This is a genomic window from Amycolatopsis sp. cg9, from assembly GCF_041346945.1.
Taxonomy (GTDB): Bacteria; Actinomycetota; Actinomycetes; order Mycobacteriales; family Pseudonocardiaceae; genus Amycolatopsis.
In genome coordinates this window covers 50,831-69,145 of the sequence record NZ_CP166851.1, presented here as the reverse complement: position 1 = coordinate 69,145, position 18,315 = coordinate 50,831, and the positions used below count along the sequence as shown (strand labels likewise).

Sequence of the window (18,315 nt, the reverse complement as noted above, 5' to 3'; positions counted from 1 at the left end):
AAGTGGATTGGTCAGGGACAACACCCGGCCACCCCGCGCGCGAGATCGGGGTGGCCGGGATTGACCGCGACCATCTCGGGATTAGCGCCGGCCGAAGAACCGGGACTCGTCGCGCATCGTGCGACCACGATCACCGTTGACCTCGAAGCGGTCCTGGTAGAGCCACCAGAAGTCCTTGGTCGCCCCGGCGGTCATCTGCATGGCCGTGCCGAGGATCGGGCCGGTCAGGTAGAGCTTCTGAAGTGCGCGGGGGTCCATCTTCTCCTGAATGTCCATGCGCAACGCGAGCACGGTGACCGCCTCCGCCCCCAGTCGAAAGGCGTGCGCCGTGCCGGCGAGCATCTGCAACCAGTCCTGGAAGCCCTCGGGGGTGTAGTCCGCGAGCAGGGCAAAACCCCTGTTCAGGTGGACGGTCGGGTCGTTCGACATCGTTCCTCCAGTGGTGCTGATCGTGCTCAACTTCGGGGTGTTGCTGGCGGGGGTCTTCGGAGCGGCGGTCGAGCGATCGCCACGGTCGCTCTCTGCCGCCCGAGCTGCGTGCGCTCCGCTGTCCGGACGTTGCGTCTGGGCGGCCTTGTTGTCGGGCGGGACGACGTAGTCCCACTCCATGCGGGGGCCGACCCACCCAGGCACGTAGCCGTCAGGCCGCAGCAGCGTGTGGTTCTCCAGGTCGTGCCGCCGCGCCCTGTCCTCTGTGGACTCGCGTTGCGGCTTGGGCGTCTCTTGGACATCGGGCTTGTTCTGCTGCCAGACGCCGGGCGTGGCCTCGGGAAGTCCGGCCCGGCGGGCTTCCTTGTCCGGGTCGCCGGTCGGGGTGCGGCCGAGATCGACGTCGCCGAGGCCGGCGAGCTTCGCCCGAGCGCGACGAACAGCAGCGTCCTCGTCAGCCGAGGGCTCCACCCGCACACCCGAAGCCGGCTTTGGCGCATCACCCGAACCGTCGAGAGTGCCGACGCCACCTCGGCCGACCGAGTCGCCGTTGCTTCCGCGGTCGGTCGACGCGGTGTCGGCGAGGTTGTCCGCCGCTCGACGGATCGCCTCGGCCTCCGCTCGACGGCCGGCCGCACTGGAGCCGCCGCTGAACACACCGAACTGACGAATCGGGTGTACGCGACCCTTCCGAGGTGCGACCGCAGCTGCCGCACGCGCAGCTACCGGGGTGATCCGGCTCCAGTCCCGCTGAATCGAGCGGACGTGCAGCTCAGACAGCCGTGTCGCTGCCGCATACCGCATTCGGCGGACCCGAACGCGGTTGCGGGCCTGCATCCGAACGATCCGCCGGGCCGCGGCATCGCCGTAGACAACGCTGCGGGAATGCACGTACCGAGCAGCGTGCCCGGCAACGCGGCTCACGTGCGGCCTGACCGCGCGGTAGCCGCGGTAGGAGTGCCGCACGGTCCAGCGGGTCGTCAGGTAGGCGCCGGCGACAGCGACGGCGGCAGTTCCGACCGCAGCGCGGCCGACAACAACGAGTCCACGACCGGCGACGCGGACGTGTCGGATCTTGCCCTTCCCCGCAACAGCAGGACGCTTCTTGTAGATAATCCGCCGGGCCTGGTGACCCCGGTGGATCATGTCGCGGGCGTACTCGCCGACCTCCCGCTCGACCCGGTTCAACCACTGGTCCGGGTCGCCGTGACGACCCGCGCGCCGACCTGCCAGGTGTCCCGCCGCACGGACGGGACGGGTAGGTGCGGTGGAGCGGCTTCGCCGGCGGCTGCTGGTGGTGGTCGGCATTGGTCAGCCCGCCACCATCGTGATACCGGCAATGACGATCGCAGCCAGCAGCGCCGCGAGCAGTACGCGCCGCAACCGGCGCGGATCGTTGACCGCAACCGCGGACTGGGCGGCCAGCCACGACACCAGGTTGAGGGCGGTGGCCGTCGGGGTCGAGATGGTGGCCCAGCCGCTGTACAGGACTTTCCCGACCCCGAACCGGGCGTTCTGCGCCCGGCGCACGTGTACTGCGACGGTCTCCTCCAGGGAGCCGGGCGCGGAGGAGTTCTTGGGGTCGGTCAGCAACGCAGACAGCTTCGCGGTGATGTAGGACAACACGTTCAGGGCGACGCCGACGGTCGCGGCGGAGCCGGCGTAGACGTGGTAAAGGCCGCGACCGATCGGTGCGTCGATGGCCTGGCAGCGCTCGCGGTGCTCAGCAAACAGCGCGCCGAGATCTGCTGGAGCAACGGCGGTGTAGTCGCCCGGCGTCCAAGCGGCCGCGGTGAGGATGCGCGACTTCTTGTCGGTGGTGTTCGCCGTGACCTGTTTCTGCTCGGCCTTCTTGGCCTGCTTGGCGGCGGCGGAGTTCCAGCCTTCGGCGTCCGGGTCGCCGATCGGCGTTGCGCGGTCGATGTTCGCGGCAGAGTCCGTCTTGGCGGATGCCGCAACCTGCGTCGGAGGCTGGGCTTCCCAGTTCCCCTTCGAGGCGAGCAGCGCGAAGTCCGCCGTGGTGAACTCCGCGTCGGCACCCGTCTCGCTGCCGGCGTGGTTGCCGGTGTCGATTGGTGTGGACATCGCGGTCGTTCTCCTTCCGTGCAATCGGAGCGCGGGTTCCGTGAGTCGAAAGCAGTTCCGCGCCTGCCCGGCCCGCAGCGGCCGGAGCGTTCGTTTGTGCTGTTCAGTTGGGGTGACGGGCTTCCGTGCTCCCGTTGAGGTCCACCGGATCTGCTACCGGTGGACCTCAACGCGTCCACGGACTCCGTGTTCGATTGGGAGGTGGTCCGGCCAGCGCAGTGCTGGTAGGGGGGCGTTGGCCGGACCACCGGCTTGGGGTTACGGCAGTTCGCCGGTGCGGACGAACTTCAGCCAGTCACGGGTGAGCTGGGCGTCCGGCATGCCGGCCTGCCCGAAGCGTGCGGCGAGCACCTTGCGGATCGCGCCGGCGCCGGCGGTGGCCTGGTCCTCCGGGGCCTTCAGCGCGCCGGTCAATTCGGCTTCTTCGACCGCGCGCACCATGCGGCCGAGCTTCGACAGCTCGCTCGAAAGCTGTCCTGCCGGGGCGCTCAGCTCAGCGTCGGTCTTAGCCGTGAGGATGCGGTCGTTGAACTCCGCGGCGAGGACCGGCAGCAGCCACAGCGAGAGCACAACGGCGACCGGGACCCAGAGCCAGATCAGACCCGAGAGCTCGCCGAGGATCAGGTGCGGCGCGACGTTGATGAACACGCTGATGCCGAGCAGCAGGGCCTTGATCCCAGCGAACTTCTCCTTGCGCATCGAGGCGAACGCCTGCCGCATCGCGCTGGCCGAGCCGCCGGGCCTGCCAGCCTGGAAGATCAGGATGGCCACCAGCGGAGCGGTCGCCAGGGATTCCAGCAGGAACAGCACCGACCAGACAGGATTGGTCCAGGTCAGGTGCATGACCCGCGACCAGGCGTCCTGAGCTTGAACGGTGCCGATGATGACGCCGGCGACCGCCGGTGCGCCAGCGAGGTTGAGAGCCAGCTTCCGCGAGCGGTACTGCGCGCCGAGGAACGCGGTCGCACTGGTGAGGGCACGCAGCTTGTCCTTGGCCCTGATGGCGTCCAGCACGTCACGCTGCTTGGCCTTCGCGATCTCCTGCTCGGTCGAGAGTTCGCGCTCGGCCTGTTCGATCTCGAATGCGTTGCGCTTGGCCTGGACGGCACGCAGGGCGGTGCGGTGCTTCTCCGCCAGATCGCAGTCAGCGTCGAGTTCCTTGCGGCTCTTCCACTCGCGAATGACCTCGGCGTCCTGGACCTCGACCGCCTCGGTGGCGCGCTGCTCGAGGGCCTTCAACTCGGCCGCCGACGGCATCGACGTGAACCGGTCGGGGGTGGCGGGGGGCTGGGACTGCGGAGTCGCGGCGTAGAGCTGGGTGGTCATCTGCGGCGGCACGAACGCCGCAGCCGGCGCGTGCCCGTTGGTCGTGGGCTGCTCCGTAAGGGTCATCTGGGACTCCAGTTCACGGGGGCTTGGTTGGCCGGGGGACTAGGCGCCGGTGGCCAGGTGGCCGATGGCGTCCCAGTGGCCCTTGATCTCGTCGCGAAGCGCGCGTCGGCGAGACGGCCGGATCGTGCGCGCGAGCTTCCGTTCAGCGGTGTCGAGCAGCTGCTTCTGGATGCCTGCGAACTCGGCCAGCAGCTTCGGAACCTCGGGGTCCAAGGCGGCCAGATCGCGGCTCGAGGGCTCCTCCGGCCGCCAGTCCTGGCGGCTCTGATCGGCCATCGCCAGCAGCTCGGGCACCGTCGGCTCCACCTTCGAGCCCCGGGCAGGGGACGGGTACCAGGCGCGGAGCTGGGTCTTTGTGCTGGTCATCGCTTCTCAACCTCCCTGTTCATCGGTTCAACCGTTCAAGATCAGTAACAGTTTCTCTTAATAAACATGTCGGGGATGGTGCCTGTCAAGGGTGTTCGCTAGGTTTCTCTTGGGAAACCGTGGAAGAGGGAGCTGAGCGTTGAGTCCGACGAAGACGACCTACGTCGCCGACCGGCTGCGTCGGAACATCCACGACGGGGTCTGGAAGCCCGGTGATCGGCTGCCAACCCACGCTGAACTGGGCGAACGGTTCAATACATCGCCGGTCACCATCGGCGCTGCCGTGAAGCAGCTCGTCGCGGAGCGGCTGCTGATGACCTCGACCAGCCGCGGCACCATCGTTCGGTCGCAGGAAGTGCTCGACCACGTCGTCACCGACTTCATCCGCCCTGACCGGCCTCCATCCGCGATCTCCGACGTCTTCGTGGAGACCGTGCGATTGGCCGGACGTGAGCCGTCGAAGGAGTTCGCGATGCGGATGGAGCCGGCGAACGCTGAAGTCGCACGGTGGCTGGGGATCGAGCCGGAGTCGTGGGTGGTGGTGCGGACCTTGCGGCAACTGGTCGACGGGGAGCCGTGGTCCTGGGAGGAGTCTTGGTATCCGAAAACCCTGGCCGAAGAGGCAGGACTCGACTCTCCGCACGACATCCCGGAAGGCACCACGCGCCGCCTGGCCGATCGCGGCCTGGGCGAAGTGGCCTGGCGCGACTCCAACCACGCGCGGCCGGCCACCCCGGACGAGGCCATGGCCCTCGCGGTGCCCACTGGCACATGGATCACTGACTACATCCGAATCGGCGCCAACCCGCACCAGATCACCAGGGTTACGAGGAAGCGATCAGTGGCGGACCGGAACCGGCTGATCCACGAACTTGGTGACCACCAGGCCCTGGGGCTCATCCGCGCCGCTCTGAACAGGGACAACGACCGTGGGGAGGACGAGTGAGCGGGAAGGCGGACGTCGAGATCCGGCGCGCGAACACCGCAGAAGTGGCCATGATCGCCCGGTGGCGGCGCGAGACCGCCCAGTGGCTCGCCTCGATCGGGAGCGACCAGTGGTCCGAGAAGGGACTCTCCGCGGCACGGTTCGAGGAGCGGGTGGCGGCGTCGGTCGCCGCCGGCGAAACCTGGATCGCGGAGGTGGACGAGCGTCCTGCTGCAACGATCGCGATTGACGAGCACACCGACTCGTGGCTATGGACGCCCGCTGAACAGGCCGAATGCGTGATCGTTCATCGGATGATCACTGATCGGCGCAACCGGCACCGCGGGCTCGGCTCGCTGCTGCTCGATCACGCCGAGATGATCGCCCGCCAACGCGGCAAGGCGTTCGTGCGGCTCGACGCGTGGACCTCGAACACGAGGCTGCACGATTACTACCGGGCCGCCGGATTCCGGTTCGTCCGGATTGCAGATCCGCAGCGTCCTTCCGCCGCGCTGTTCGAGCGGCCAGTATCGGATGCGCAAGGTGATCAGCAAGTCACTGATGGAGTTGTCAAGGAACTGACCTATTAGTGGCCAGTTTTGGCTGTTCAGAGAGGGTGCGGTAGATGACAGCACGGACATGGGGGTGACATTGCCGATGTCACTAGCGGCGAACCACGACGACGCGGGACGCTCCAATGGGGTGCTACGCGGCTGCCGTGAGGAACGCGGCTGGTCGCTGAACCGCGCGGCCTTCGAGCTGCACCGGATGGCTCAGGAGGCCGGAATACCCATGACCGCGAGCGTCGAGAGCGTGCGGCGAGCGCTGATGCGCCACGAGGACGGACAGTCCTCCCCCAAGCGCGCCGACGACCCCTACGCCCAGCTCTACTCCCTTGCGTACCGACGCCGTCCAGAAGAGCTGTTCGGCAACCTGCGGCCCTCGATCTCAGGTGACGGAACGTTCCTCGTGCACGCTCACCAGTTCGTACCTGTCTTCGTTGGCGCGGCAGTCGACGAGTTGGCCAGCGCGCTGTCGGCTGTCCCGGTCACCGTCGGCTGGGCCGACGCGCAGCGAGTCGAACTCGTTCTCGACGAGGACGGCGAACCTCCGGTGCGTGGTCTGTTGTACCTGTTCAGCTGGGGAGTAGCGGTGTGGCACATGGTCACCCCGCACCGCGCAGACGCGATCGCTGATGTGTCGGTGTGGCGGCGCGAGTCCCACCGCTTCGTACGGCAGCGACTCGCGGCCCACCTATCTCGCCTGCTGGATCACGAACGAGCGTGTGCTCGGTATGTGCTCACAGCGTTCTGGCTGGTTGAACCTGCCTGGTCGGGACGTGATCTGCACACCGCCCTGCGGCTGCTCACCTCGCCCCGCGCGCTGCTCGGTAGCGGCGACGGTGACCACCACCATGCTCGTCAGATCGAGCAGCGCCTGTTCAACGACGGGTTCGCGCCCGAGGACCACGTGCCGATTGGCGTCGACGGAGTGTCCCTCGGCTGGGCGTCGTGGGCCGGGGTGGCGTACCACCCGCTCGCGCCGGCGGCCGCGCTCACCGAAGACGATCTGGCCTCCGTTGAGCTCCTGGCCCAGGGACTGTGGTGCCTCTGCGAAGAACTAGAGCAGCAGATTCGTGACGGCGAGGACCCGAAGTTGCCCGCCGGCCATGACTGGCGTTGGCTCCGCGGACGTCGGGCGGCAATCGTGCGTGGCGACGCGAATGAACCGGCACAGCTGCGGGCCTTGCGCGCCGCCGTGGTGTCCTCGAGCGAGCTGGACCAGAAGCTCATTGAGACCGTGCAACTACTCAAGGAGGAAGCGCCGTGAACAGCGGAAAGAGCGTGCTGGTCGTCGTCGACATGCAGAACGGGTTCGTCAGCACACGTGCGCGGCCGATCGTTCCTCACGTCGTCGACCTGGTGCGCCGATGGGAAGAGCTCGACCGCGACGTCGTGTACACGCGCTTCCTCAACCAGCCCGACAGCCAGTTCACCAGGCTGATCCACTGGGAGCGGTTCATGCCCGGCGAGGAGGAAACCGAGATCATCCCCGAGCTGGCCGAGTCGGCCGCGCGATGGTCGGTAATCGACAAGCCGGCGCAGTACTCGCCGTTCACTCCGGAGTTCACGCGGATGGTTCACCGCAACGGGTGGAACGAGATGGTGATCTGCGGCATCGCCACAGAGTCATGCGTGATGAAGACGGCCTGCGACGCGTTCGAGTTGGGCTACACACCGTGGGTCGTCACCGACGCGTGCACCTCCCATGGTGACCCGAAGCGGCACGACGCCGGATTGCTCACCATGAAGTACTTCATCGGCCGCGACCAGCTCGTCACCGCCGACCACGTGTTGAACAACAACGCCAAGGCCGCCTGAACAGGAGAAACAGTGACCTACGATCGGCCGGTCGCCGTGTTCGACGTCGACGGATTCGTGGCGGACGGGTCGTGGCGGCTACCGCTACTCGGGCCCCGACCTTCGACGGCGTCACGTCAAGCGTGGGCCGCGTTCTTCGACGCGGCCGGCGCCGACCGGCCGATCCCCTCCGGCGTCGCCCTGGCCCACCACTTCGCTGCGGACAACGACGTCGTCTGGCTCACGGCTCGCTCGGACCGCATCTATCAACTGACGGCCGACTGGCTACGCCAGCATGAACTCCCGGACGGCGAGCTGGTGATGCGTCCGGATGACGACCTCCGCCCCTCGCCGGTCTGGAAGCTCGAACGGCTGCACATGATCGCCGCGGTGCGCTCCATCGCCGTGGTTGTCGACGACGATCACCGCGTGTTAAAGATGGCCGCTGAACAGGGCTTTCCGGCGCAGCTGGCTCCGGCCGCCATGCCGAGTAGATGAGGAGGTGATCCGGATGAACCCAGGGAAGGTGCAGGTAGCAGGGGCAGCGAAGTTCCGACACGCCAAAACTCGATCATGCATTTCGGCGCCAAGTGTTGTAAGTTTCGGTGCCATGGACCTGATGAGTGTTCCGGCGCAGCGCTTCCGCGAGAAGCAGGCCGATTACCTCGCCGAGGTCAAGGCGGGCGGTCATGTCGCGCTGTCCCGCTACGGCACGACGGTCGGCGTCGTGGTGCCGCCCCAAGACCACCGCCGGATGTCATTCGCAGTCCAGGCCGTCAAGGGCCTGACCCAGCGCGCCGAACCGCAGGACGACACCTACGCGCGCGACATCCAGAAGGTCCCCGCCCACATCTTCCGCCGCGACCAGGCCGTCCATCTGGAGAAGGTGGAGAAGGAGTCCGCGCACATCGCGATCACCCGCTACCAGGAAACCCTGGCCGTGGTGATCCCGATCGCCCAGTACGAGCACGCCAGTTTCGCCGTTCGCCTCATGGACGGCTTCGCCCGCCTGGCCGAGGCCGACGGGCCCAACGACCTCAGCGCCTTCGCTGCACGCGTCACCGAAGAGATGGCTCACCACCACGACCTCGATGGCCAGCAGCAGCTCCTCCTCGAGGAGGTGGCGCAAGCCTCATAACAACGACTTCGGGGCGGCCCCAAAAGGGACCGCCCCGGCAAGTCCGAAGGCGCACGCAGCGCCCCGAGTCTGATCGAGTCACCCAAAGCTTCAACTCGGACATCTGGCCTCACCAGCCAGAGCGCCCTACTCGGACAACAACTGAACACCTCAGCAAGAAAGTCAGGGCACCACCCCTGGCTCACAGCCGAGTGCGAATTCCGGTGCTAGCAACACCGGCCTTCGCCGTTACCCCGAACCTGGCGGGTTCGGAGAAGGAAGCCCCACGTCGTGGCAACAACACGGCGCTCCTGGTGTTGCAGCATACCTACCACCAGGAGCGCGGTCTACTCATGCGCGCCGGGACACACCCGCCGCCTGTCCGCCTCTCCCCTGTTCACGGCGTCTTCATCGGCCGCTGAACACCTCATCGCGCTGCGTTCGTGCAGGTCATCAAGCCAACCGGCCTCCGGATGGACGCGATGACCACCGCCGAGCTCCTGTATGCGCCTGTTTCCGCTGTTCAGCGGCCTGACTGCCTGGCTTGCGGCCGGCCGTTCGGCCGCCTGCGGGCACCGCTCGTGCCAGGTGACGGCCTACTGGACTGCGCCGAGCTGATCGTCTGCGACCAGTGCTGGCACCTGGCCGGCGGAACCGCGGCCGTGCACGCCAAGGTCGCAGCGACCGAGAGCGGCCAGCTCGAGCCGATCCTGGTCTTCGACCCGGCCATCGAGGCCGTCCTGGCGGCCGCCGACGAGTACGACCAGCTGCACCCCATCGACCGGCTGCTGGTCGAGTCCGGGGTTCGGTGGGCCGTGCTGCGGCACATCGCGGTCCCGGCGCGGATGCGGCTGGCTGGCGAGATCCTTCGTCGCAGCGCGCCGGAGTGCACGCGGGTGGCCGACTCGGCTGAGGTGTGGCTCGGTGCCGTCGAGGACCGCATACGGCAGCAGAGCGGGCCGGGACAGGAGTTCCGGTACAACGCCAAGCGGCGGCGCTGGTGGCGGATCTGCAACGTGCTCCGCTGCTGTTCAGACCAGGGACGACGCCCGCTGACCTGGGTGACCCAGGAGGAGATCGCGGCCGCTGTCGGCTGCTCGGACCGGACGGTCCGGCGCTGTGTCGCCTGGCTCCAGCGGGAGGCGCTGCTGTGGGAGATCCTGCCCGGCTGCCAGCTGCCCCGGAAAGAGGCCCCGGACGGCGAGACCGCCGCGGAGCGCCAAGAGCGGGAACGCAGGGTCGCGGAGGCTGTCGCGGCGGAGGACGCGGCAATCGCCCGTGCTCGCGCCGAACTCGACGCCGTCCGCGCCGGCCTTCGCGGCCGCCGGGCGGCCGCAGCCGCCCGGCAGACCCTCGATCTCGAACTGAACGACGACGTCGAGCGCGAGGACCAGGCCGACGAACCGACCCTCGTACAGCTGGCTCCCGTCTACGAGCTGCGCGTCCCGCTCGCTGTCCAGGAGCTGGAGGAGGCCAGCGCCCTGGTCGACGCGTGCGTCAGCGCGGGCGAGCAGCTGCTGCGCCAGCACGCCGACGAGCGCGTCCACCCGGCCAACGTGCTGCTGTACGGCACGGTGACCGTCGTCTACGCGAGCGGAGCGCACACCGTCCACGAGCCGGTCGACCTGGTGTCCTGGGCGCCCAGCTCGAACCCGGTCTGCCCGGACTGCGGGCCGGTTGCCGGGTGCCTGCGCTTCAACCCCCTGGGCGCTGACCTGCACAAACACCAAAATGTCCACCCCCCGCAGGTGTGTAACCAAGATCAAGTGAAGTCCAGTTCCGTACAACCTGTGGATAACCGACCGGCTTCGCCGGGCAGTGACAAGAAGACGGCTTCCTCGATCAAAAACGGCTCTGATTCGGCCGCTGGCGGGCGAACTCAGGGCTCCGAGGGTGATCGCGAGCGTGCGCCCCAGTCTGAGGCTGTGCGGGCCGCTGAATGGCTTCTTCGGTCGCGTCTTGATCCGCGGGTGTGCGACGCGGTGTCGGTGCGGTGGCTGGCGGCACAGATCCGGGCGTCCCACCTGCTCGACCGCCACGACTGGAGCTGGGAGGACCTGGCCGACCAACTGCACGGCTACCCGGAGTTCACCCAGCTCCCCCGCTACATCCGCAGCGCCCGCGGGTGGATTAGGGCGCGGCTGGCGCGGGCCGAGCCGACGCTGTCGCCGTTCAAGCAGCGCGTCATCCGCGACGTCGAGCGCAACAGCCCGATCCTGCGGCAGCAGCAGCGGGAGGCGTTCGAGCAGGCCCGCCGCGAGGAGATCGCAGCACGCCGGGCCGCGATCGACGCCTGCGAGCTGTGCGACGAGCTCGGCTGGCTGCACGTGCCCGCGGACACCCCGACCGTGCGCTGCAACCACGACCCGGAGACCGGCGGCTGGTGACGCGGCGGGTGCCATTCACCAGTCGCCGAAAGTGCACACCGGCCCGCACGCACCCCGCGAGTGCGGCCCGCCGGCCGCGAAGTGCGCCCGGATCTCCGCGCTGCGGTCGTCGACCACCGCGCTGGCCGCTCGGCCGCCCCAGGCAAGGGTCCGCGGCGCAGCGCCAGCGTGGAGCTCGTCGCACCGCGGGCAGACGCCCAGCTCGGCTCGCCGGCCGTACGACAGCGGCATGCCGGGTCGGTCCGAGTTGCAGGTGTGCTTGGTGCCCTCGGCCATGTCACGTCCTCCACGTCCCGTCAGCGCGTCGTTCACCCCGCGATTCAACGCAGTTTAAACGGCAGAGTCAAGGGTGTTGACAACGGCGGCGAACCGGGGTTTACTGGTTACAGAACGACGGGAACGCCAGACCCGAGCAGCGGAGGCCACGATGACGAACAAGATCCTCTTCGACGAGAACGCCGACGGTCAGTACGCCGCGACCCTCGACCGCACCGAAGGCCGGCGGTACTCGGTCCTCGGCCCGATGGACGACGAGGGCAAGACCGACCCGAACGGCCGCTACAAGGCGTGGGACCACGAGAAGGCCGAGGAGCTGGGCACCGGCACCCGGGAGGCGATGCTGAAGCTGATCAGCGAGGCGCCGGACGACCACCTCTCCTAGCCGGCCTGGCCGGCGGGGCGACGCGCCCCGCCGGCCAGCGTCCAGTGCACGGTGAGTGAAACGCCAAGCCCTGATTGAAGGGGTCTCTCGCGCGGGATAGGCGATCGCGGGGGCTCGTAACGCGCAGGCGCGCGCCCCCGCGCGCGTGGCGCGCGCTCGCGCGGGCGCGCGCGCGGATATAGGTATACCACGCCACGAAACGCACAGTCATTGCCTTGCTCATCCGCTCGGCAACTTGGCGATTCAAACGCCAAGTTGGGCGATTCCTGGTCAATGTCTTGGCGATTTCAGGATCGCCAAGTTGGCCTTTTGGTCACTCTGCGCTACGAGCCGATGCTCGTCGAACCACGTTGTCAACACCGGCTAAAGGGCGGCGAACTATGGTTGACGTCACCGTGTCAACGCTGTTGAATCAGTGCATGGAAGACACCCTGAGCAACGATCCGCAGCCGCAGCTTCCCCCGCCAAGCAGCGACCCGCTGACCTATGCAGCGGCGGTGCACAAGCTGGAGGAGTGGCTGAAGAAGGAGTCGAAGCTCGCCGATGAAGCCGCTGTGCGCTACGGCAAGAAGCGGTCGATGAACGAGACGGTGATCGGCGCCGCCATCGGCCGGACGGCCGCGCACGTCTACAAGGTGAGGAAGCGGCTCGAGGACGCCGGGGAGGTGATGGCCGACTCCTGATCAAGTCGTCTCTAAGGCGACTTGATGATCACCTAGCCGAGCTGCCGGACGGAGATCCGGCGCGGCGGGCCGCACAGCCCTTACCACAGTTCGTGCGACCCGCCAGCCCCTACCAGCACGGAAGGGACCATCAGTGTCTCACGCGCATCCCTTGGGCCTGCTTGCCCAGCAAGGCCCCTCGTTGAGCCTGTACATCCTGGCCCAGATCGCCGTCCAGGAAGCCTTTCGACTCCTTCGCCTGGGGCGCTTCGCCGACGTGGCCGAGGACTTCGAGATCGCGGCGAATGCCGCCGCGCTGTTCGCCCGCGGCTCCGCGGAGGCCGGTGATGCCGAGCTCGCCCAGCAGTGGCACCGCGTTGCTCAAGGCCGCCTCCGCTTCGCCGCAGAAGCGCGCAGCGCAGCCGAGTTCGAAGCCGACATCGCTTCGGGAGCGACAGCATGAACAGCGCAACCGCCCCCCTGGACCAGCGATGAAGCGCATGGCTCGCGCCGACCGCGAGCGCTGGTACGCCGCACGCGACCTTCGTGATCTCGGCCGGTTGACTGCCCTGTGGCTCGAAGGCGCCATCGAGTCCCAGCCCGGCTACGAACCCGGATTCGGCCCCGACGAAGAAACCGCAGAGCTCGTCCCCGTGCTGGCGCGCGCCAATCGCGCCGGCTACGTCACCGACGCCAGCCAGCCCGGCCGCGCACCCGGCACGGGGTTCGACGGCGCAACCTGGGCTCAACGGGCCGCAGTCGAAGGCTGGATCGCTCCTGACCGGTCTTCCGAGCTGATCGACGTTGCCCAGCAAGCAGGGTTGATCGTCATCACAAATACCGTCCTGAACACGCGGTTCGCCCGCCGCTGTCGCGACTTCATCGACGTGACGCGTCGCGCCGAGCAGGTCTGCACCGGCTTCGGGACCCAGCGTCGCGCCAGCGAGATTCGATTCCAGTACGACGAGTGCCACCGCGACGCGATCAACGCGGTTATCAGGTCACGGCAGGTCACCATCGCCGCACCCGACTACGGCCCAGACCACACCGTCTGGGAAGTCGTCAACGAATGGTCGGTCAATAACGGCGGCGTCCTGAACGAGGCCGCCTCGTAAACGCCGACGTCCTGGACGGTCGAATGTCATTCGACCTGTTCAACGGCACATTCGTGCTCGCCGGAGCCCTGACCGGGGCCCGCCACCCCCTCATTCGCGACCGGTCGCGGGCCGCTCGACGAGCTGTTCGTCGCCAACACGCTCCAATACCGCACAAATTGGACATGCGTGGCCGCCTCCCGGGCGGTCGCGAGGTCTCCGTCCCGCGCCGCAACCATGCCCCCGGGAGAAGTGGAGAAACCCACCTTGAACAGCGCAGATGGCAAGCCAGCTCGGTCTTGCATACTCGCTTTGACGATCTTCCTCGCCGCGTCGCTGACCAGCTGCAAACCCGGGCAAACCGGCGCAAACGTCACAGGGAGCTCCGCGCCGATCGTCGCGACTACCCAGCCGTCCGCCCTCACGGCCGCCGTCCGCCAGCTCGGCGAGCTCCGCGTCGAGGCGCCCGGCTCCATGGCTGGCTACGCGCGGACGAAGTTCGGAGACCGCTGGGCCAGCCACGGCAACTCCTGCGACACCCGCGAGATCGTGCTTCAGCGCCAAGGCCGGGACGTCCGCAGCGACCCAAAGACCTGCAAGGTCATCTCCGGTACCTGGGTGTCCCTCTATGACGGGGTCACCGTCCACGACCCAACCGAACTCGACATTGACCACCTGGTGCCAGAGGCCGAAGCATGGCGCACCGGAGCGGCCTCTTGGCCCCAGGACCAGCGCGAGCGGTTCGCCAACGACTGGCAGACCGAGCTGGTCGCTGTCACCGCCCACAGCAACCGCAGTAAGGGCGACGGCCCGCCGCCGGAATACCTCCCGGTGCCGGCCGAACGCTGCGACTACGCCGTCCGCTGGGTCGCAGTGAAGACCGAGTGGAAGTTGACCATCTCCAGTCCGGAGAAGACCGCGCTCGCCCAGATGCTCAACACCTGTCGCGAACGCGGCTGAACAGCAGGAATTCCCACGAGTAGCGCCCCGCCACGGCCAAGCCAGCAAGCGTCGCCGCGACGGGGCCACTCCCCCTACCAGGAAGGAGCGTGCCCAGCATGGCCGAGCCGATCGACCGAAGCCAGTGCCCCGGCACGCGGTACGGAAAACGAGCCGCCACCGGTACCCACCGCGCCGCAAGGGTCCAAAGACAACGCACTTCGATGAGGCTGTCGGCGAGGGGGTGGACGAGGCAGATCGTCCGGGATCGCTACATGTCTCCCCTGTTCAATGGGGGTGTAGGAGCGTGAACTACACCCTTGCCCACCTCGAAGCCCCGAGTACGTCTGGTCTCGACCAGTACGACTGCTGGCAGCGCGCCGAAGAGGCTCAACATCTGGCCATCGCGCTACGTGAGCAGGCCGCCGAATACCGAGCCGCCTGTTCTCCGGGGCTCCACACCACGATCATCATCCTGGGCGAGCTCGCTGCTCGCCTCCAGGAGCGTGCCCACCGGTTCCGAGAGGCCGCTGAGGTGCTGGACGGACGGAGCTGACCGGCTGGGAACGGATGACACGTGACGATGTTCGATCGAGGGCTACCGACAGTCACGCGCGGCGGAGCTCGACTCCACAATGGCCGTCGCCAGCCCGCGTGTGCCGGAGCAAGTAGGTCTGCTCGGGTTCGAGGTCGTTGAGGAGCTGCCCATCCACGACGAGGAATGTCTGCTTTTCGTAGTCAGAACCTTCACGTCGGCCGACGCCGTACGGGTCGATACGCCACGTGCCGTCCTGCTGCCAGAGCACGTGGGGTCGCTCGAACGGTGCTATCTGGAAGGGTCCGCGGCGCCCACCGAATAGCGCCGGCGCCTGAATCACGAGTTCAGGAACCAGGTCCCAGTGATCCGGCGGGGCGGGGTTGCCTGCCGGGTCAACTGGCTCGCCGGTCGTCATCGGGTGCAGCTTTTTGCTGTTCAGCAGCATGTCGAGACTTCCCGGCCCCAGCCACTAGTCCAACTGTATAACGCCCTACACAGCGCCTCCTCCGCACGGCAGTGGACCGCGCGGAGGAGGCGCGAGGGTTGGTGGTCTACCGCTTCGTCCGGGCGATCCGCACCGGAACGCTGAAGAAGTCGCCGAGGGCCAGGCGAACGAGCACGGACAGCTTGAGCTTGTGCTTCTTGGCGACCTTCTTGAGGTCGGGCAGGAACGCGGGACGCACCTGGTACTGCACGCGAGAGCTGTTCGGCTTCGGCTTGGCCTGCCGGCCGGGCTTCTTCTCCAGGACCTCCAGCCCGGCGAAGAGCCCGGACTCGTGAACGGGTCCGCGGGCGTCTGCGATGAGCTGCGGAAGGCGCTCCACGCAGTCCCGGACCGCGGTGAGGACGATCAGCTCGGCTGTTCGGCCGGTCGTCTGCATGTTCTGGAACTTCGTCGCCAGAACATCGGGGACGTAGGTCTGGAGGGTGATCGGGCCTCCGGCGAACTCCTCCGTCTCGTCGTCCAGGTCGTCACGCTCGTCGTCGTCCTCCTGGTCCGCGTCCTGCTCGAGGTCTGCCAGCTCGGTGGACGGCGTGCTGTCGACCGCGTCCTGCAAACCAGCACCAAGAGCCGGCGGCTGTGCGGTCACCTCGTCGGCCGCATCCTGCACGGCGTGCTCGGTCGTACTGGAGATTCCCTGCTGTTTGCCCTGTTCAGGACCCTCGTCGGTCGCGCCGCCCGGAGGCTGGAGGGTATTCGCGGGCGGTGCGGCGGTCTGTCCGGCCGGCGACGCCGGTGTGTCGTCCGTTGCTGCCGCAGCTGCTGGCGATTCGGCGACGACCTGTTGAACGATCGGTGCCGCAGGTTCCTGCGCGGCTGGCAGCTCGGCGGCTTTGCGCTGTTCAGGCTGCTGTTCAGGAGGCGTGCTGGGCGCCGCCTCGGACGTTGACGCGGCCGCGGGCGGCGCAGGTGCCGCAGCCTGCTGGACAGGCACCTGATGCTCGCTCGTGGGCACGTCCGCAGCTGGCTCTCCGCTGGGCGCCTGGGCGGCGGGGCCGGCCAGCGCGGCCGGGACCGCGCCGGGTCCGCCTTGAGCCGCTGCGGTGAGCCGCCGGGCTCGGTCGCGGCGACGACCGCCGCCCAGACCGGACACGTCCGGGGTCTTAGGCCGCGCGGGGCCGGTGTCGGTGGTCTCGGTCATGCCGGCAGTACCTCTCCAGACTCAGCAGCGTCTTCGGCTTCGATCTCGGCGATGGCTGAGACGATCTCCTCGACCAGGTCGAGGTAGTCCTCGCCGACCTGTTCGGCTCGCTCCGTAGGCAGTACGTTGCCCCGGCTCCCCCGGCGCTTCTCCCACCACTTCACGCCGTCTGTGGCCTCGGCGATCTCGAACGACAGCTGACCGCGGCCGCGGCATGCCTTCGCCACGGTCTCGGCGTCACGGATGACCGACCTGAACACCGGGGCGTCGACTCCTGCCTTGGCCAGGATCTCCTCGACTTCCCGACGGGCTTCGACCCAGGCACCGACCGCTCGCTTCTCCCCGGTCTTCTTGTCGGTGTAGTACTTGTGCGCGAACTTGAACAGCACCGCGCCCAGCAGCATCAGGTCGGGGTTGTACTTGCGAGCTTCCGTGAATCGCTTGCTGACCCCCTCCATGCCCTTGATGGAGCCCGCGTCCGCCACCGACATGGGCACTAGTGCGTAGCGCGCGGCGGCCAGGGCGAGGATCTGGGGTTCCTTGCTTGACGGCGGGCAGTCGATGACCACCCAGCTGTACCCGTACTGAACAACGAGCCTGGCGATCAGGACCGCAAGCCCCAACCAGGCCGCCGGGCCACGTTGCTGCGATGCGTACATGATGCCCGCCGGCAGGTTCGACAGCTCCTCACCAGCCGGGAGCAGGTCCAGGCACTGGCGGCCACGGACGTCGCGGATGATGATCGGGTCGTGGCCGCCCAGGATGGCTTCTCGAAGGGCGTAGCCCTCGTCGTTGAGGGGGTCGGTCCCCGTACCCAAGTCCTCGTGGGCATTGCCTTGCAGGTCCATCTCGATGAGCAGCACGCGGCCGTGTGGCTGGCCGTCCTCGGCCTTGGCCGCCTCGGCCTCGGCCAACAGGCCGGCGGTGTGCGTCGCAATCGAGGTCTTACCTTGCCCGCCCTTCCCCTGGAACACCGCGATGACGCGCTCCAGGACCGGCCGGATCAAGTCGATGAACGCCTCGAGTTCCGCCGGCGGTGTGCTGGTGCTGAACCCTCTCAACGTGAGCTGGCTAAGCGCGGGCAGCTCGGTAGAGACCACGATGGACTCCCCTCCTGTTCGTGACGACGAACGTGTTGTACGCACTCAGGCGAATCGCACGTGATTCCGCCTGTTCACGCGTGCGCGAGGGTGAGGGTACCGCTGCTGCCTGCTTCGTTCGTGAGTCGATGGGGCGGAGCGTGTCGGCATCTGGGGCTACGTCTGCATGATGATCAGTGAGCCTTGCTTGGGCACGAGCTGTACCAGCGTCCGAGATGTTGGTCTTGCGTACCTGCGAAAGTGCAAGCCATGGCGGGGCTGGGAGCTGGTTCGTAGACAGCACTGCACGCCAGTGCGTGCATATGTCTGTTCGAAGATCTCGCAGTATATGCGTTTGTTGAACCGACCGCTTGACTGCGTGTTTACTCCTATGCTTGACCTTACGGCTACACATAAACGCAATCATGCTGCGGATCGTTAGTTCACCCGTAAGGTAAATCCTACAGCCTGTCTGACACCCCACCGTACTGGCGCATGTGCACTCGTTTGTAAGTGGGTTTGCGGACAGTGTCAGTAACCGGATCGCACAAACGGCGTTGCAATAGGGCGTGGCACGGGCCTGCCTCACATCCAAGTTATTGGATTTTGCAGCAACCTTAACGAGGAAATTTTGAAAG

21 protein-coding genes are annotated in these 18,315 nt (G+C 67.4%); 13 read left to right on the top strand and 8 right to left on the bottom strand.

Annotated elements, in window-relative coordinates; all coding sequences use genetic code 11:
- Positions 1-81: 81 nt before the first annotated feature.
- The 4 genes from AB5J73_RS48040 to AB5J73_RS48025 form a co-directional block, all read right to left on the bottom strand.
- Complete coding sequence (locus tag AB5J73_RS48040) at positions 82-1,617, bottom strand: hypothetical protein (protein WP_370973740.1); 1,536 nt, start codon at positions 1,615-1,617, stop codon at positions 82-84.
- 123 nt (positions 1,618-1,740) lie between these two features.
- Positions 1,741-2,514 carry a hypothetical protein gene (locus tag AB5J73_RS48035; protein WP_370973739.1) on the bottom strand — a complete coding sequence of 258 codons (774 nt, stop codon included), beginning with the start codon at positions 2,512-2,514 and terminating at the stop codon, positions 1,741-1,743.
- 258 nt (positions 2,515-2,772) lie between these two features.
- Positions 2,773-3,906, bottom strand: a complete 1,134-nt coding sequence (locus AB5J73_RS48030; protein WP_370973737.1) for a hypothetical protein — start codon at positions 3,904-3,906, stop codon at positions 2,773-2,775.
- A 39-nt stretch (positions 3,907-3,945) separates the two neighbouring features.
- Positions 3,946-4,272 carry a hypothetical protein gene (locus tag AB5J73_RS48025; RefSeq protein ID WP_370973735.1) on the bottom strand — a complete coding sequence of 109 codons (327 nt, stop codon included), beginning with the start codon at positions 4,270-4,272 and terminating at the stop codon, positions 3,946-3,948.
- A gap of 139 nt (positions 4,273-4,411) precedes the next feature.
- Here AB5J73_RS48025 and AB5J73_RS48020 point away from each other — a divergent pair, with 139 nt between their 5' ends.
- The 7 genes from AB5J73_RS48020 to AB5J73_RS47990 all read left to right on the top strand — a co-directional run bounded on the left by AB5J73_RS48020 (position 4,412) and on the right by AB5J73_RS47990 (position 11,061).
- Positions 4,412-5,218, top strand: a complete 807-nt coding sequence (locus tag AB5J73_RS48020) for a GntR family transcriptional regulator (protein ID WP_370973733.1) — start codon at positions 4,412-4,414, stop codon at positions 5,216-5,218.
- On the top strand, positions 5,215-5,787 hold the full coding sequence (locus AB5J73_RS48015; RefSeq protein WP_370973731.1) for a GNAT family N-acetyltransferase: 573 nt from the start codon (positions 5,215-5,217) through the stop codon (positions 5,785-5,787). Before AB5J73_RS48020 ends, AB5J73_RS48015 begins: the two co-directional genes overlap by 4 nt.
- 55 nt (positions 5,788-5,842) lie before the next feature.
- Positions 5,843-7,027: a hypothetical protein gene (locus tag AB5J73_RS48010; RefSeq protein WP_370973730.1), complete on the top strand. Its 1,185-nt coding sequence runs from the start codon at positions 5,843-5,845 to the stop codon at positions 7,025-7,027.
- A complete protein-coding gene (locus tag AB5J73_RS48005) occupies positions 7,024-7,578 on the top strand; it encodes an isochorismatase family cysteine hydrolase (protein ID WP_370973728.1) in 555 nt (184 codons plus the stop codon). The genes AB5J73_RS48010 and AB5J73_RS48005 overlap by 4 nt, the downstream gene beginning before the upstream one ends.
- Positions 7,579-7,590: 12 nt before the next feature.
- Complete coding sequence (locus AB5J73_RS48000) at positions 7,591-8,055, top strand: hypothetical protein (protein ID WP_370973726.1); 465 nt, start codon at positions 7,591-7,593, stop codon at positions 8,053-8,055.
- Positions 8,056-8,167: 112 nt separating this feature from the next.
- On the top strand, positions 8,168-8,695 hold the full coding sequence (locus AB5J73_RS47995) for a hypothetical protein (protein ID WP_370973724.1): 528 nt from the start codon (positions 8,168-8,170) through the stop codon (positions 8,693-8,695).
- Positions 8,696-9,117: 422 nt separating this feature from the next.
- A complete protein-coding gene (locus AB5J73_RS47990) occupies positions 9,118-11,061 on the top strand; it encodes a hypothetical protein (RefSeq protein WP_370973722.1) in 1,944 nt (647 codons plus the stop codon).
- 15 nt (positions 11,062-11,076) lie between these two features.
- On the opposite strand, the gene AB5J73_RS47985 is transcribed toward AB5J73_RS47990, so the two are convergent.
- Complete coding sequence (locus AB5J73_RS47985) at positions 11,077-11,337, bottom strand: hypothetical protein (protein ID WP_370973720.1); 261 nt, start codon at positions 11,335-11,337, stop codon at positions 11,077-11,079.
- A gap of 151 nt (positions 11,338-11,488) precedes the next feature.
- Here AB5J73_RS47985 and AB5J73_RS47980 point away from each other — a divergent pair, with 151 nt between their 5' ends.
- The 6 genes from AB5J73_RS47980 (at position 11,489) to AB5J73_RS47955 (ending at position 14,973) form a co-directional block, all read left to right on the top strand.
- On the top strand, positions 11,489-11,722 hold the full coding sequence (locus AB5J73_RS47980; protein ID WP_370973719.1) for a hypothetical protein: 234 nt from the start codon (positions 11,489-11,491) through the stop codon (positions 11,720-11,722).
- A 419-nt stretch (positions 11,723-12,141) separates the two neighbouring features.
- A complete protein-coding gene (locus AB5J73_RS47975) occupies positions 12,142-12,405 on the top strand; it encodes a hypothetical protein (RefSeq protein WP_370973717.1) in 264 nt (87 codons plus the stop codon).
- A gap of 181 nt (positions 12,406-12,586) precedes the next feature.
- Positions 12,587-12,847: a hypothetical protein gene (locus tag AB5J73_RS47970; protein ID WP_370973715.1), complete on the top strand. Its 261-nt coding sequence runs from the start codon at positions 12,587-12,589 to the stop codon at positions 12,845-12,847.
- 28 nt (positions 12,848-12,875) lie between these two features.
- The gene (locus AB5J73_RS47965; protein ID WP_370973713.1) at positions 12,876-13,499 is read left to right on the top strand and encodes a hypothetical protein; all 624 of its coding nucleotides are present in this window, start codon (positions 12,876-12,878) and stop codon (positions 13,497-13,499) included.
- Between the two features lie 291 nt (positions 13,500-13,790).
- Positions 13,791-14,438 carry an HNH endonuclease family protein gene (locus AB5J73_RS47960; RefSeq protein ID WP_370973711.1) on the top strand — a complete coding sequence of 216 codons (648 nt, stop codon included), beginning with the start codon at positions 13,791-13,793 and terminating at the stop codon, positions 14,436-14,438.
- Positions 14,439-14,724: 286 nt separating this feature from the next.
- Positions 14,725-14,973, top strand: a complete 249-nt coding sequence (locus AB5J73_RS47955; protein WP_370973710.1) for a hypothetical protein — start codon at positions 14,725-14,727, stop codon at positions 14,971-14,973.
- A 52-nt stretch (positions 14,974-15,025) separates the two neighbouring features.
- Here the strand turns inward: AB5J73_RS47955 and AB5J73_RS47950 are convergent, their stop codons facing one another.
- The 3 genes from AB5J73_RS47950 to AB5J73_RS47940 all read right to left on the bottom strand — a co-directional run bounded on the left by AB5J73_RS47950 (position 15,026) and on the right by AB5J73_RS47940 (position 17,698).
- A complete protein-coding gene (locus AB5J73_RS47950) occupies positions 15,026-15,400 on the bottom strand; it encodes a hypothetical protein (protein WP_370973708.1) in 375 nt (124 codons plus the stop codon).
- A gap of 106 nt (positions 15,401-15,506) precedes the next feature.
- A complete protein-coding gene (locus AB5J73_RS47945; protein WP_370973706.1) occupies positions 15,507-16,598 on the bottom strand; it encodes a hypothetical protein in 1,092 nt (363 codons plus the stop codon).
- The gene (locus AB5J73_RS47940; RefSeq protein ID WP_370973705.1) at positions 16,595-17,698 is read right to left on the bottom strand and encodes a ParA family protein; all 1,104 of its coding nucleotides are present in this window, start codon (positions 17,696-17,698) and stop codon (positions 16,595-16,597) included. The genes AB5J73_RS47945 and AB5J73_RS47940 overlap by 4 nt, the downstream gene beginning before the upstream one ends.
- Positions 17,699-18,315 lie beyond the last annotated feature (617 nt).